This is a genomic window from Paraburkholderia dipogonis, from assembly GCF_046027395.1.
Classification (GTDB): Bacteria; Pseudomonadota; Gammaproteobacteria; order Burkholderiales; family Burkholderiaceae; genus Paraburkholderia; species Paraburkholderia dipogonis_A.
In genome coordinates, this window is record NZ_JAQQEG010000013.1 from 12,986 (window position 1) to 26,632 (window position 13,647).

The 13,647-nt window shown below is 63.8% G+C and carries 13 protein-coding genes; 5 read left to right on the forward strand and 8 right to left on the reverse strand.

What is annotated here, in order from left to right; genetic code table 11:
* Window positions 1–56: 56 nt before the first annotated feature.
* The 4 genes from PQR32_RS14815 to PQR32_RS14830 form a co-directional block, all read right to left on the reverse strand.
* Window positions 57–1,979: a dipeptide ABC transporter ATP-binding protein gene (locus tag PQR32_RS14815; protein WP_408227810.1), complete on the reverse strand. Its 1,923-nt coding sequence runs from the start codon at window positions 1,977–1,979 to the stop codon at window positions 57–59.
* Window positions 1,980–2,040: 61 nt separating this feature from the next.
* The gene (locus PQR32_RS14820) at window positions 2,041–3,033 is read right to left on the reverse strand and encodes an isoaspartyl peptidase/L-asparaginase family protein (RefSeq protein ID WP_408227813.1); all 993 of its coding nucleotides are present in this window, start codon (window positions 3,031–3,033) and stop codon (window positions 2,041–2,043) included.
* Complete coding sequence (locus PQR32_RS14825) at window positions 3,030–4,013, reverse strand: MurR/RpiR family transcriptional regulator (RefSeq protein ID WP_408227815.1); 984 nt, start codon at window positions 4,011–4,013, stop codon at window positions 3,030–3,032. The genes PQR32_RS14820 and PQR32_RS14825 overlap by 4 nt, the downstream gene beginning before the upstream one ends.
* A gap of 168 nt (window positions 4,014–4,181) precedes the next feature.
* The gene (locus tag PQR32_RS14830) at window positions 4,182–5,435 is read right to left on the reverse strand and encodes an MFS transporter (RefSeq protein WP_408227818.1); all 1,254 of its coding nucleotides are present in this window, start codon (window positions 5,433–5,435) and stop codon (window positions 4,182–4,184) included.
* Between the two features lie 96 nt (window positions 5,436–5,531).
* Here PQR32_RS14830 and PQR32_RS14835 point away from each other — a divergent pair, with 96 nt between their 5' ends.
* Complete coding sequence (locus tag PQR32_RS14835) at window positions 5,532–6,242, forward strand: pseudouridine synthase (protein WP_408227821.1); 711 nt, start codon at window positions 5,532–5,534, stop codon at window positions 6,240–6,242.
* Window positions 6,243–6,409: 167 nt separating this feature from the next.
* The gene (locus PQR32_RS14840; protein ID WP_408227824.1) at window positions 6,410–6,598 is read left to right on the forward strand and encodes a hypothetical protein; all 189 of its coding nucleotides are present in this window, start codon (window positions 6,410–6,412) and stop codon (window positions 6,596–6,598) included.
* 185 nt (window positions 6,599–6,783) lie between these two features.
* Here PQR32_RS14840 and PQR32_RS14845 read toward each other — a convergent pair whose 3' ends face one another.
* On the reverse strand, window positions 6,784–7,809 hold the full coding sequence (locus PQR32_RS14845; protein ID WP_408227827.1) for a Rossmann-fold NAD(P)-binding domain-containing protein: 1,026 nt from the start codon (window positions 7,807–7,809) through the stop codon (window positions 6,784–6,786).
* Window positions 7,810–7,918: 109 nt separating this feature from the next.
* On the opposite strand from PQR32_RS14845, the gene PQR32_RS14850 reads away from it, so the two are divergent.
* Window positions 7,919–8,950, forward strand: coding sequence for a CDP-6-deoxy-delta-3,4-glucoseen reductase (locus PQR32_RS14850; RefSeq protein ID WP_408227830.1), 1,032 nt, complete (start codon window positions 7,919–7,921; stop codon window positions 8,948–8,950).
* A gap of 275 nt (window positions 8,951–9,225) precedes the next feature.
* Here PQR32_RS14850 and PQR32_RS14855 read toward each other — a convergent pair whose 3' ends face one another.
* The gene (locus PQR32_RS14855; protein ID WP_408227833.1) at window positions 9,226–9,849 is read right to left on the reverse strand and encodes a hypothetical protein; all 624 of its coding nucleotides are present in this window, start codon (window positions 9,847–9,849) and stop codon (window positions 9,226–9,228) included.
* A gap of 543 nt (window positions 9,850–10,392) precedes the next feature.
* Between PQR32_RS14855 and PQR32_RS14860 the strand changes: the two genes are divergently transcribed.
* The gene (locus PQR32_RS14860; RefSeq protein WP_408227836.1) at window positions 10,393–11,577 is read left to right on the forward strand and encodes an acetylornithine transaminase; all 1,185 of its coding nucleotides are present in this window, start codon (window positions 10,393–10,395) and stop codon (window positions 11,575–11,577) included.
* Between the two features lie 18 nt (window positions 11,578–11,595).
* A complete protein-coding gene (locus tag PQR32_RS14865; protein WP_408227839.1) occupies window positions 11,596–12,066 on the forward strand; it encodes a GNAT family acetyltransferase in 471 nt (156 codons plus the stop codon).
* A gap of 81 nt (window positions 12,067–12,147) precedes the next feature.
* Here PQR32_RS14865 and PQR32_RS14870 read toward each other — a convergent pair whose 3' ends face one another.
* Together PQR32_RS14870 and PQR32_RS14875 are read right to left on the reverse strand one after the other, a co-directional pair.
* Entirely contained in the window at window positions 12,148–12,864 is a 717-nt protein-coding gene (locus tag PQR32_RS14870; protein ID WP_408227842.1) for an ABC transporter ATP-binding protein, read from the reverse strand.
* The gene (locus PQR32_RS14875) at window positions 12,864–13,637 is read right to left on the reverse strand and encodes an ABC transporter ATP-binding protein (protein ID WP_408227845.1); all 774 of its coding nucleotides are present in this window, start codon (window positions 13,635–13,637) and stop codon (window positions 12,864–12,866) included. Before PQR32_RS14875 ends, PQR32_RS14870 begins: the two co-directional genes overlap by 1 nt.
* Window positions 13,638–13,647: the final 10 nt, after the last annotated feature.

The following is a 13,647-nucleotide window of genomic DNA, read 5'->3' on the forward strand; positions in this document are numbered from 1 at the left end:
CTGCGAAATGAAAACAGGTTGTGATGCTGCGAGAAGAAGCGTGTTGCTTTAGGTTTTTAGTACGCACCGCCCACACGATGCTGGGCGACGAAATGATCCGGTCCGACTGCAATGAGCGGCGCCACGATCGGTTCATCATTGAGCGCGCGGATCGGGCTAGGAATCTCATCGGCGGCGAGCATGCGTTTCGCGTGACGGCGCGCCGGATCGGCGACCGGCACCGCGCCCATCAGCTTGCGCGTGTACGGATGCTGCGGCGCTTCGAACACCGCGCGGCGTGGACCGATTTCGACGATCTGGCCGAGATACATCACCGCGACGCGATGACTGACACGTTCGACCACGGCCATGTCGTGCGAAATGAACAGATAGGCGACGCCGAGTTCACGCTGCAAATCGAGCATGAGGTTGACGATCTGCGCTTGTACCGAGACGTCGAGTGCGGATACGGATTCGTCGGCGATCACGACTTTGGGGTTCAACGCCAGCGCGCGTGCAATCGCGATGCGTTGCCGTTGACCGCCGGAGAATTCGTGCGGATAACGCCGCGCGGCTTCGGGCGGCAAGCCGACTTTTTCGAGCAGCCACGCCACGCGCGCCTGCGCTTCGGCGCCTTGCGCGACGCCGTGCACGAGCAGCGGCTCCATGATCGAGAAGCCGACCGTCAGGCGCGGATTCAGCGAGGCAAACGGGTCCTGGAAAATGAACTGGATATCGCGCCGCAGCGATTGCAATGCGGGCCCCGTCAGCGAACTGATTTCCTTGCCGTTGAATTCGATCGACCCGCTTTGACTTTCGACGAGACGCAGCAGCGAGCGGCCCGTGGTCGATTTGCCGCAACCCGATTCGCCGACCAGCGCGAGCGTTTCGCCAGGCCGCAAATCGAAGCTGACTTTTTCCACCGCGTGCACGCGGCCCGTCACGCGGCCGAACAATCCGCTCTTGACCGGAAAGCGCGTGACCAGATCGCGAACCCGCAGAATCGGCGGCGTGGTTTCCTGCACCAGCGGCTGCGTTTCTTCGGCGACGGCGGCAGCAGGACGCACGGCCTGGTCCGCGCCGCTCAGACTCGCCTGCTCGACGGTCAGGATCGGGAACCTGGCAGGCTGATCGGTGCCTTGCATCGCGCCGAGTCGCGGCACCGCAGCGAGCAACGCCTTCGTATAAGGATGCGACGGCGCGGCGAACAACGCGTCGGACGCGCCCTCTTCCACCTTCTCGCCGCGATACATCACCAGCACGCGATCGGCCACTTCGGCGACTACACCCATGTCGTGCGTAATGAAGATCACGCCCATGTTCATCTCGTCCTGCAGGCCGCGAATCAATTGCAGGATCTGCGCCTGGATCGTCACGTCGAGCGCGGTGGTCGGCTCGTCGGCGATCAGCAACGCTGGCTTGCACGACAGGGCCATTGCGATCATCACGCGCTGACGCATGCCGCCCGACAGTTGATGCGGAAAACGCGCCGCCACGCGCCGCGCTTCCGGAATGCGCACGAGTTCGAGCAGGCGCAGCGTCTCGGCATGCGCGGCGGAGCGGTTCTTGCCCTGATGCAAGGCGATCGCCTCGCTGATCTGATCGCCCACCGTGAAGACCGGATTGAGCGAGGTCATCGGCTCCTGAAAGATCATCGCGATGTCGGCGCCGCGAATCGAACGCATCGTGCCGGACGACGCTTTTGCGAGGTCGAGCACGCTGCCGTCGCGGCGCCGGAAAGCGATGCTGCCGCCGGCAAGGCGCCCACCGCCGTGCTCGATCAGCCGCATCAACGCGAGCGAGGTTACCGATTTGCCCGAACCCGATTCGCCGACGATCGCCAGCGTCTCGCCGCGCTCGACCGTCAGCGACAGATTGCGCACCGCGTTGAAGGTGGTGTCGCCGCTGCGGAAGGCGACCGATAAATCGTCGACGGCGAGCACGCGTTGCGGCGGCAAGGTTTCGATAAGCGGACGGGCGGTGTGCGATGAAGTCGGCACGGTGGTTCCTTTGAATTCGAACGCGGCTAACGGGGGTTCAAGCTGTGAGCGGCCAGACTGACTAGCGGTAAATCGCCGTCACCGGCGTTTCGCCGAGCCGCGCAAAACCGCGATACATGCCTTCGGTATTGAACGGCAGCGTGACGTTGCCGCGCGCATCGACGGCAATCAGGCCACCGCGTCCGTCGATCTTCGGCAGGCGGTTCATCACCACGTCGTCGGCCGCTTCCTGCAACGACACGTTGCGGTAGGCCATTTGCGCGGCGACGTCGTAGGCCGCAACCATGCGCATGAACATTTCGCCCGAGCCGGTGGTCGAGACCGCGCAGGTCGCGTCATCCGCATAGCAGCCCGCGCCGATCAGCGGCGTATCGCCGACCCGGCCGGCCTGCTTGTTGGTGACGCCGCCCGTCGATGTCGCTGCCGCCACATGGCCGTGCTGATCGAGCGCGACCGCGCCGACGGTGCCAAACTTGCGGTTCGGATCGATCGGTTCATGCGGCGTGGGATCGTCATCGTTCGACGAAGGCGCGGCAGCGAGCGTGGCGCCGTCGTGATCGAGCATGGCGCGCTGTTGCCCACGCGCGATCAGCCATTGACGATGGCGCGCTTCGGTATGGAAATACTCCGGCTCGGCGAATTCGAGTCCTTGCGCGGCCGCGAACGCTTCCGCGCCTTCGCCAGTGAACAGCACATGCTCGCTGCGTTCGAGCACGCGGCGCGCCGCCAGAATCGGATTGCGCACGCGCTTCACGCAGCAGATCGCGCCGGCGTCGAGCGTGCTGCCGTCCATGATCGCCGCGTCGAGTTCGTGCGTGCCGGCCGCCGTGTAGACCGCGCCGCGGCCCGCGTTGAAGAGCGGACAGTCTTCGAGCAGGCGCACGGCTTCGCTGACGGCATCGAGCGCGCTGCCGCCCTCGGCGAGCACGCGCTGGCCGGCGCTCAGCACCGCGTGCAAGGCGGCATGGTATTCGGCTTCGGCGCTAGCCGACATCGACGAGCGCAGGATCGTCCCTGCCCCGCCATGAATGGCAATGACTGCGTTGGAGTTCATCGTTTGGTTTTCGTAGTGCGAGGAGTGCGGGAAGTTCGGGTGGTTCGCGTCGCGCCGCGCGCGGGCCGCGCGCTCGTGCCGGCAGCCTCGGCTTGCGGGTCGACGAGCCACGGCAGCAGGAATTCGCTGACTTCGGCGGCGGCCTTTACCGAGCGTTTGGCCCGATACGCCACCGCGTCGCACAGCGCTTCGATCACGGCGAGCACCGCCGAATCGGCATTCGCCGCGAGCCGCCGGTCCGCGCGGATGTAGAGCGAGATGTCGGCGAACTGCGCGAGCGGCGAACGCGGACTGTCGGTGAGCGCGAGCACGCGGGCGCCACGGCCTGCCGCGCGATGCGCGAGTTCGATCGTGTCTTCGACGTAACGCGGGAAAGCGATGCCGATGACGAGATCGCCCTCATTGGAAGCAAACAGACGCCGCGCGGCATGCGACGGTCCGCCCATCAGCGCGAGCGACTGCACGTTGTCGTGATACGGCATCAGGCCGTGTTCCATCAGACCCGCGAGAAACGCGCTGGCGCCGAAGCCGAGCACGAACACGCGGCGTGCGGCGATGATCGCTTCGACGGCGGCTTCGGCCGCGGCGCTGTCGATCGCCGTGCGGGTAGCGTGCAGATTGTTGGCGGCCTGTTCGAGTGAGGCGTCGACCACGTCGTCGCCGGCTGCGAACGACTCCTGCGCACTGCGCAAGCGCTCGACCGGTGCGAGTGTCGCCTCGAAGCCGCGCACCAGCGCCTCACGAAACTGCGGATAGCCGTCGAAACCGAGCGCGCGGGCAAAGCGATTCGCCGTCGCCACCGACGCGCCGACCACGCTGGCCAGTTCGTCGATACGCATGGTCGCCGCGCGAAACAGATTGGCCAGCACGTAGTCGCCCATGCGCCGATGAATCGGCGTGAGGGTTGGCATGGCCGCGGCGATACGCGCGGCGATGGCCTGCTCGGCGGAATCGGAAGCAACGGACGGTTGATGAATCATGCGAGCGAGGACGCGGTGCTTGGGCGTAATGAAAATGAATGAAAGTATATTTACACGGAAATCTCGCAGAAAAAAATTCATTTTCATTTTCGAGGGTTTTCACTGACGAACCGCGTTTAGACGACGCATCTCAATCGCTCACGGGCGCGGCTTCGTGAAAATCTGTTTTCAGCAAGCCGCTGCGCTTTGCTCCGGAATGCCAGCAAGCCGCGCCGCCGGCGACATGACGATGATCAGCGCCTGCACGAGGAAGGCGGCCGCCGCCGCGACCAGACACGCGTCCATGCCCCACCGCGCGCTGATCGCCGCGCCGAGCAATGCGCCGAGCGGCCGCGCGCCGTAGGTGGCGGTGCTGTTGAGCGCGGAGACGCGTCCCATCATCCGTTGGGGCGTGATGGCCTGGCGCAGCGTGGTCGAGCCGACCACCCACAGAATCGGTCCGGCGCCAAGCAGGAAGAAGCTCAGCATTGCCAGCCAGAACGACGGCGCAACGAGTGTCGCCACCATCACAAGCGACGCGAGCAGTCCGCACGACGGCCCGATGATCAGCACGCGGCCGAATGCGAGGCGTCGCGCGATGGCGGGCGCGGAGAGCGCGCCGCATACCATACCGACACCGTAAGCGCCAAGCGTCACGCCGACTGCCGACGCGCTCAAACCCAGCCGATGCACCGCGTACGGCACATACACCGCCTGCAGCACGAAGAAGCCGAGGTTGAAAAACACTGCGGTCGCGAGCATCGGGCGCAGCAACGCGTCGCGCAGCACGAAACGCGTCCCGTCGCGCAGCTCCAGCATGAAGTGACGTTGCGGCACTGCAGTGCGCGGCGGTTCGCGCAAGCCCGCCAGCAACGCGACAGCCAACGCCGACAGCGCGGCCGCGCAGCCATACGCCCACCCCGCGCCGATCCAGCCGACCAGCAGCCCGCCGAGCGCCGGCCCCGCGGAATACGCCACGCTGCGCGCAAGTTCCAGCCGGCCGTTCGCGCTGGCGTACGCTTCGCGCGGCACGAGCGTGGGCACCAGCGAGGGCGCCGCGACGTTGTAAGCCACCGTACCGGTCGCGGCGATGAAGCCGAGCGCGGCGAGCAGTGGCAAGCTCAGCGCATGAGTCATGACGAGCAGCAGCACGCACAGCATGGCGATCACGCGCACGCTTTCGGCGAGTGTCATCAACGTGCGGCGCGAGCGACGGTCGGCCCAGACGCCGAGCGGTATCGACAGCAACAGGAACGGCAGCGTCTGCGCGGTTTGCAGCAGACCGGTGTCGCGTGCGTCGGCGCCGAGTGCGAACACCGCGACGAGCGGCGCGGCGGCAAGGCTGATCTGCTCGGCGGATTGCGCGACGAGGTTCGACCACGCGAGCCGCTGAAAGGCGGGCGGCAGTCGGGGCGCGGTCGATGTTGAGGATGTAGCGCGCATCAATGAGCTCCTGCGACGGGGATATGAAGGAGTTCATCGTGGTCCGACTCGCGCCACGGGGCGCTCCGCTTCTTGCGGTGTTATTCTTCGCTCGCCATGGATCTCGAAAGCATTCTCTTCACTCAAGGTTTCGGCTCGCGCCGTCAATGCCGCGCGCTGATCGCCGACGCGCGCGTGAGCATCGGCGGCGCTGTCTGCACCGATGCCGACGCCGATTTCCCCACCAGCGACACCACCTTCTCCTTCAGCGTGGACGGCGTCGTCTGGCCGTATCGCGAGCACGCTTATCTGCTCCTGAACAAGCCGGCGGGCTATGAGTGTTCGCGCGATCCGCAGCATCATCTGAGCGTGTTCAGCCTGTTGCCGCCGCAGTTCGCCGAGCGCGGCGTGCAATGCGTGGGACGCCTCGATCAGGACACGACCGGCCTGCTGCTGCTCTCCGACGACGGCAAATTCGTGCATCTGTTCACGTCGCCGAAACGCAAGGTGCCGAAGGTCTATGTGGCGACCACGCGTCATCCGATCGACGACGCGCAATTGAGCGCACTGCGCGACGGCGTGCTGCTGCACGGCGAGCCCAAACCGATTGCAGCAGTCGGAGCAGAGGCGCGCGGCGATCACACGCTCGCGCTCACCGTGATGGAAGGCAAGTATCACCAGGTCAAGCGGATGATCGCCGCAGCCGGCAACCGTTGCGAGGCGCTGCATCGCGAGCGGATCGGCGGACTTGCTTTGCCCGAAACGCTTGCGCCAGGCGCGTGGCAATGGCTCGACGAAACCAGCCTCGGATCTCTACGGTGCGGGTAAACCGGTAGTGCCCCTTTAAGCTCTTGATGCAGCAGGAAAACGCATGCGCGGCTGCACACATAGCGCGCGCAGCGCCTGCTCGAACGCTGCGTCGCAGCATGATCTTCCTTACACCTCGCCCTATACTCGTTTAAACAAAGACTACAAAGGGTTCAAGGAGGGGCGCCATGGTCATCCACGACAGTTTCCAGATTTCGGCGGTGATGATTGCTTTTGTGTGCGTCGGACTAGTCCTGATCGGCGGGTTGCTGGTCATGATGCGGCTGCGGCACAAATATCATCCGAACCTGATCGGCGCATTGATCGGCGCGATGCTGTGTTTCCTGTTGCTGGAAGCACTGCCCGCGCTGACGTAGGCCTGGCGAGGCCGCGCCGCGCTGATGCAGTGGAGCGCGGCGCGGGTGGGATTTTCCGGGCGGGGCCTGGAGAGACGGCCTTTTGCCGCGCTTTTGACCGGGTTTTTGACCGCGCGAGAAGGTCGAAGCGAAGCGGTTTGATGGTGCTGCTTTGGTCGTGTAGCGGGCCGCGAGTGGGCGGCCCTTCACGCCTTCACGCCTTCACGCAGAAAATCTTCGACGCTTGGATACCGCAAGCGCATGCGCAATTCCTCTTTGAGGCGCCGGTTCACGAGCCGCCTCGATTCACGCATGAAAGACAGCAAGGTCGCGTCGATCTGCGACTCCGCTTCGGCGCGCGTAATGCGTGGCGCACGCGCGAGGCCGAAAGCATCGGCGACCTCGTCGAAGTACTGACCCATTTTCAGCGACGAGTCGTCGGACGCGTGAATCACGCGCCCCGGCCGCCCGTGCGTGGCGAGGCGCACCAGGATCGCGGCCAGATCGTCGGCGTGAATGTGGTTGGTGTAGACGTCGTCGGCATCGATCAAGGCCGGCGTGCGCTTTTCGAGCCGCGCGAGCGGCAGGCGGTTGCCCGCATAGATGCCCGGAATCCGCGCGATGCTCGCCGCGACGCTGCCGCGCGCGGTCGCACGCCGCAATTGCCGTTCGGCCGAGACACGGCGCTTGGCGCGCGCATTGGTTGCTTGCGTCACGCGCGTCTCGTCGATCCACGCACCGCCACAGTCGCCGTAGACGCCCGTCGTGCTCGCGTACACGAGGCGTACGGGTGCGCGCGAACCGGCGGTCCGGCGCACCCCGTCGGGTACAATATCGGCTGTTCCAGATTCCGCCCACGAGGCACGAAGGTGGCGCAACCGCCCTATCGGCGGAACCGTAGGCGCCACGGCGGCTCGCGCTGAATCGCGGCGCGCGCCCAGCGTAGCGAGCAAGGCGCGAGTACGGCGGTCGTCGTCGCCGGTCTTCTGCGGCGGGGCGAGATGCAGCACCGTCGGCGCGAGGCCCGCGAGCCGTTTCAGGCTGCGGCGCACATCCAGATCGCCGACCAGCGGCGTGACGCCCGCAGCGCGCAATTCGGCGCAGCGCCCGGCGTGGCTGGTCAACGCGAAGACATGCGCGCGCGGCCGCAGCAAAGGCACGCAGCGCATGCCGACATCGCCGCAACCTACGATTAACACGCGCGGCCGGCGGAAGTTTCGTGTCGCTTTCATGGTGGACGCATTGTAGCCGTCACGCGCGGCAGGTGCCGCGCAGTTGACACGGCGGGTCCGATAACGCGGGTCCGATAACGATTACCGACTTTTCGATTTCGAACACTTTATGGCATTTAACGTCACGCTCCGGCAAAGCGGCCGGCAGTTTCAGGTAGAACAGGACGAACCGGTACTGAGCGCCGCCTTGCGCCAGGGCATCGGCCTGCCGTACGGCTGCAAGAATGGCGCTTGCGGTTCGTGCAAGGGCACGGTGGTCAGCGGGGAAATCGAGCAGCGTCCGCATTCGTCGTCGGCTTTGTCGAACGACGAAAAGACGCGCGGCATGGCGCTCTTCTGCTGCGCGACCGCCTGCACCGATCTCGAAGTGGACATCCGCGAAGTGGCCGGTGTCGGCGACGTGCAGGTCAAGAAACTGCCGTGCCGCGTGAACGCGATCGAGCGCAAGGCCGACGACGTCGTCGTGCTGAAGCTGCAATTGCCCGCCAACGAGCGTCTGCAATATCTCGCCGGCCAGTACCTCGAATTCATTCTGAAAGATGGCAAGCGCCGCAGCTATTCGATGGCGAATGCGCCGCACGCGGAAGGGCCGATCGAATTGCACATCCGTCACATGCCCGGCGGCGCCTTCACCGATCACGTGTTCAACACCATGAAGGAGCGCGACATCCTGCGCTTCGAAGCGCCGCTCGGCACGTTCTTCCTGCGCGAAGACTCGGACAAGCCGATCGTGCTGCTCGCCTCGGGTACGGGCTTCGCGCCGCTGAAGGCGATTGTCGAGCACGCGGTGTTCAAGAACCTGGACCGGCCGATGACGCTCTACTGGGGCGCGCGTCGCAAGAAGGATCTGTATCTGCTCGAGTTGGCCGAGCAATGGGCGCGCGAGATTCCGAACTTCAAGTTCGTGCCGGTGCTGTCGGAGCCGGACGCGAGCGACGCATGGACGGGCCGCGTCGGCTTCGTGCATCGCGCGGTGATTGAGGACTTGCCGGATCTGTCGGCGTACCAGGTGTATGCGTGCGGCGCGCCGGTGATGGTCGAGTCGGCGCAGCGCGATTTCACGCAGCACCATGGTTTGCCGGAAGACGAGTTCTACGCGGATTCGTTTACGAGCGCAGCGGATCTGGCGAACGCGGTTTGATGGGAGAGGCATCGGCGTGGGTGCGTCGATGTTCGCTATGCGCATTTCTGGAAGCGCGGCTATGCAAATGGCCGCGCTTCGCGCATTGACGGTTCGCACCGGCGCATGTCTCGATTCCGAGCTGAAGCACGTGTGCCTGATTCTCAAGCGCGGCATGCTCGGATTGCAGCATTTTATGCAATGCGGTGCGGCCATCGCCGCCAGCCGTGCCCAGATTCGAAGCCAGAAAATCCACGGCGTCCAGGGTGTCGAACAGCCTGTGGCCATACACCGGTTCATGATGTGCGACGCGATTGCGGGTCTGATAGATCCGCTCCAGTCGAATGGCAACCGCGGACCGGTCGATCCGCTTGTTCCGGGAAAATTGGCTTTAGCGCTGGTTTCCATAGCGTCTGTTCGTAATCGCGGGAAAAAAGGCGCTTCCAGAAGTACATCGTGAGTTGGGTAATCACTTGACCACTTCGAACAGCGATCGCTTTTTGCCGCGCATCGACCCGATACTCATGGTCCAGTGCCGGCGGCACGCCGCGACGGAACGCGGCTTGATCGAGTGCGCGTTTGTCGGCAGGTTTCAGCTTTGCATACGCTGCACGTTGTGCACCACGAACCGCCGCTTCGATCTTGCCTCGTTCCTCAATTTTCCAGGCAAAAGGCGCTGGCGGACGACGCAACCAGCCGTCTACGCCAAAGTGATCGCTCAGCCTGTCACACACCGCATTGCGCAGTGCGATTTCCACGACCGCCGTCACACTCATCAACGCCCCGGCGAGTTGCAGCATCTGTTGATGAAGCGCAACGGCCGCGCGAGTCGTGCCCGCCAGCGCGTGAAAAGTACCCAGGCGTTCTCCGGAAAGCAGCGTTGCGACTGCTGAAATTTCCTGGTCTGTCAGATGGTCCATTGACGTCCGCCTCCTCGGCTTTTAGAATTGTCAGCGATAAGTCGGGATCAGCGTCGGCAGCTACCTTCGGGTGGGCGGACCCCCGGCTTCCTGATTCAGAATGGGCGCTCAACTGAGCGCCCATTTGCATTTCCGGCGACTGTTCATGGTGTTCGTTGCGGGCCGTCCTGCCCGTCGGACAGGCGGTCTAGAGGACTGCCGTCGTATTTTAGTCAGCCGGACATCTCATAATCGGCAAGCAACATGAACTCGCGGGACGGACAAAAAATATCCCTCCAACGCAAATTCATGGTTTACACCAGCGCTTTCCTTGTCGTATTCTTTCGCGCATGAACCGCATCCAATCCGAACTTCGACGTCGCCGCTCGCCGCTCCCCTAGGGACGCCGCTGGCTTCGTCACGGATTCGCGCCATACAAAGGCGCAAGCTGTTCGAATCATGAAAGCCACGGCATGCCGTGGCTTTTCTGTTTTTCCGGCCCCTGGTTTTGTAGTTGGCCAATCTTCATCCACCCTTCACCCCCGCTGTCTGGAGCCTGCCGTCATGAATTTCAATGAATATCCGATCGAGTCGCTGATGTACATCACGAACCGGCCCGAAATCGTTTTCACGCACGGCAAAGGCTCGTGGCTCTACGACAATAACGGCAAGCGATATCTGGACTTCATCCAGGGCTGGGCGGTCAACAGTCTCGGCCATTGCAACGACGGCATGATCGAAGCGCTGAACAAGCAGGCGCAATTGCTGATCAATCCGTCGCCGGCCTTCTACAACCAGCCGATGGCGCAACTCGCCGGCCTGCTCACGCAACATAGCTGCTTCGACAAGGTGTTCTTCGCGAACAGCGGCGCCGAAGCCAACGAAGGCGCGATCAAGCTCGCGCGCAAGTGGGGCAAGAAGTTCAAGGACGGCGCGTTCGAGATCATCACGTTCGATCACAGCTTCCACGGCCGCACGCTCGCCACCATGTCGGCGAGCGGCAAGCCGGGCTGGGACACGATCTACGCACCACAAGTGCCGGGCTTCCCGAAGGCGGATCTGAACGACATCGCGTCGGTGGAGAAGCTCATCACCGCGAAGACCGTTGCGGTCATGCTCGAACCGATTCAGGGCGAAGGCGGCGTAATACCCGCCACGCGCGAGTTCATGCAGCAACTGCGCGAGCTGACCAAAAAGCACAACCTGCTGCTGATCGTCGACGAAGTTCAAAGCGGATGCGGCCGTGCCGGCACGCTGTTCGCGTATGAACTGTCGGGCATCGAGCCGGACATCATGACGCTCGGCAAAGGCATCGGTGGCGGCGTGCCGCTCGCGGCGCTGCTCGCGAAAGCGGATATCGCGGTGTTCGAAGCGGGCGATCAGGGCGGCACCTATAACGGCAATCCGCTGATGACCGCGGTCGGCTACTCGGTGATCTCGCAACTCACGGCGCCGGGTTTCCTCGAAGGCGTGCGGGCGCGCGGCGAGTATCTGCGCTCGAAGCTGCTGGAGTTGTCGGAGGAACGCGGCTTCCTGGGCGAGCGCGGTGAAGGGCTGCTGCGCGCGCTGCTGCTCGGCAAGGACATCGGCAACCAGATCGTGGAAAAGGCGCGCGACATGCAGCCCGACGGCCTGCTGCTGAACGCGGCGCGCCCGAATCTGCTGCGCTTCATGCCAGCGCTGAACGTGACGAACGAAGAAATCGACCAGATGATGACGATGCTGCGTTCGATTCTCGACTCGCTGTAATCGAACGGGACCGCGCGTATGACGACGAGCGCAACGCTATCGATCCGCCGCTTCGAAGCGGGCGACACCGATGCCGTGGTCGCACTGTGGCAGGAGGCCTTCCCAGAGTATCGGGACGTCACGAGGCCGCAGCGCAACCCGCATCTGTCGATCGCCAACAAGCTGGCGACGCAACCGGAACTGTTCTTTGTCGCGGTGCTCGGCGAGCGGATCGTCGGCACGGTGATGGGCGGCTACGACGGCCACCGCGGCTGGCTGTATTCGCTCGCGGTGGATGAGTCGCTGCGTCGTCATGGGATCGGCACGCGCCTCGTCGCGCATGTCGAAAACGCGCTGACGGAGCGTGGCTGTCCGAAGCTGAATCTGCAGGTGTTGTCCGCGAAGGCCGACGTCCGCGCGTTTTACGAGGCGCTCGGTTATCGCGCCGATGCGGTGGTCAGTCTCGGCAAGCGTCTGGGTGAGTTGGCCGATCCTGTGCCCGCTGTTTAAAGCGGCACGTCGAATAGAAAAGGCCGCATGCGTGGTTCACGCATGCGGCCTTTATTCATAGGCAGAGCAAACTATTCGGGCTTATTCACCCAAATAAGCCGCCCGCACCTTCGGATCATCCAGCATCTGCTTCGCGTCACCCGACATCGTCACGAGGCCCGAGTCCATCACGTAGCCGCGATTCGCCGCCTGCAACGCCAGACGCGCGTTCTGCTCGACCAGCAGCACGGTCATGCCTTCAGCCGAAATCGCCCGCACCACTTCGAAGATCTTCTCGACCATGATCGGCGACAGACCCATCGACGGCTCGTCCAGCAGCAACAGCTTGGGACGCGAGATGATCGCGCGCGCCATCGCCAGCATCTGCTGTTCGCCGCCCGAGAGCGTGCCCGCGTATTGCGTCGCGCGCTCCTTCAGACGCGGGAAGAAGCCGAACATACGATCGACGTCTGCCTTGATGCCGTCCGTATCCGTACGCAGATAGGCGCCCATCTGCATGTTCTCGACGATCGACATGCGCGCGAAGATGCCGCGGCCTTCCGGCACCATCGCCAGACCGCGCTTGAGCAGCAGATGCGGCGGCACGCCCTTGATCGACTCACCCATGTACTCGATGTCGCCGATCGTGTACGGCTTCAGACCCGTGATCGCCTTCATCGTCGTGGTCTTGCCCGCGCCGTTCGCGCCGATCAGCGTGACCAGTTCGCCCTGTGCGACCTCGAGGTCGATCCCCTTGACTGCCTGGATGCCGCCGTAATTGACCTGCAGGCCCTTGATTTTCAACATTGCCGTTGCCATTAGTGGACCCCCGCACCCAGATAAGCTTCGATCACCTTCGGATCCTTCTGCACGTCGTGAGGCAGACCTTGCGCAATCACCTTGCCGTAGTCGAGCACCGTCATCTGGTTGCACAGACCCATCACGAGTTTCACGTCGTGTTCGATCAGCAGGATCGTCTTGCCGTCGCTGCGAATTTTGTCGAGCAGCTTGGTCAGCTCGACCTTTTCCGTCGCGTTCATGCCGGCGGCCGGTTCGTCGAGCGCGAGCAGCTTCGGATCCGTTGCCAGTGCGCGGGCGATTTCCAGACGGCGCTGGTGGCCGTACGACAGGTTGCGCGACGTGTAGTCCGCGTACTGCGCAATGCCGACGTACTCCAGCAGTTCGATCGCGCGTTCCTTGATCTCACGCTCTTCCTTGCGCTCGGCCGGCGTCTGGAATACCGCGCCGATCAGGCCGTGCTTCGTACGAACGTGGCGCCCGACCATCACGTTCTCCAGCGCGGTCATGCCGCCAAAAAGACGAATATTCTGGAACGTGCGCGCGATCCCCGCCTTCGCCACCTGATAGACGGCGGTCGGCGTGTACGGCGTACCGTCGAGCTTGAACTCGCCCGAATCCGGCGTGTACAGGCCTGTGATCACGTTGAAGAAGGTCGTCTTGCCGGCGCCGTTCGGGCCGATCAATCCGTAAATCTGGCCGGACTTGATCTCAAGCCCGACATCGGACAGCGCCTGCAAACCGCCGAAGCGTTTGTTGACGCCCTTCACCGACAGTCGAATGTTATCGCTCATCTTTTTCTCC

Bases quoted from the DNA above. Each gene is read 5' to 3' on its own strand.
- PQR32_RS14820 (WP_408227813.1), bottom strand. From the start codon at position 3,033: ATGAACTCCAACGCAGTCATTGCCATTCATGGCGGGGCAGGGACGATC.
- PQR32_RS14825 (WP_408227815.1), bottom strand. From the start codon at position 4,013: ATGATTCATCAACCGTCCGTTGCTTCCGATTCCGCCGAGCAGGCCATC.
- PQR32_RS14830 (WP_408227818.1), bottom strand. From the start codon at position 5,435: ATGCGCGCTACATCCTCAACATCGACCGCGCCCCGACTGCCGCCCGCC.
- PQR32_RS14835 (WP_408227821.1), top strand. From the start codon at position 5,532: ATGGATCTCGAAAGCATTCTCTTCACTCAAGGTTTCGGCTCGCGCCGT.
- PQR32_RS14840 (WP_408227824.1), top strand. From the start codon at position 6,410: ATGGTCATCCACGACAGTTTCCAGATTTCGGCGGTGATGATTGCTTTT.
- PQR32_RS14845 (WP_408227827.1), bottom strand. From the start codon at position 7,809: ATGAAAGCGACACGAAACTTCCGCCGGCCGCGCGTGTTAATCGTAGGT.
- PQR32_RS14850 (WP_408227830.1), top strand. From the start codon at position 7,919: ATGGCATTTAACGTCACGCTCCGGCAAAGCGGCCGGCAGTTTCAGGTA.
- PQR32_RS14855 (WP_408227833.1), bottom strand. From the start codon at position 9,849: ATGGACCATCTGACAGACCAGGAAATTTCAGCAGTCGCAACGCTGCTT.
- PQR32_RS14860 (WP_408227836.1), top strand. From the start codon at position 10,393: ATGAATTTCAATGAATATCCGATCGAGTCGCTGATGTACATCACGAAC.
- PQR32_RS14865 (WP_408227839.1), top strand. From the start codon at position 11,596: ATGACGACGAGCGCAACGCTATCGATCCGCCGCTTCGAAGCGGGCGAC.
- PQR32_RS14870 (WP_408227842.1), bottom strand. From the start codon at position 12,864: ATGGCAACGGCAATGTTGAAAATCAAGGGCCTGCAGGTCAATTACGGC.
- PQR32_RS14875 (WP_408227845.1), bottom strand. From the start codon at position 13,637: ATGAGCGATAACATTCGACTGTCGGTGAAGGGCGTCAACAAACGCTTC.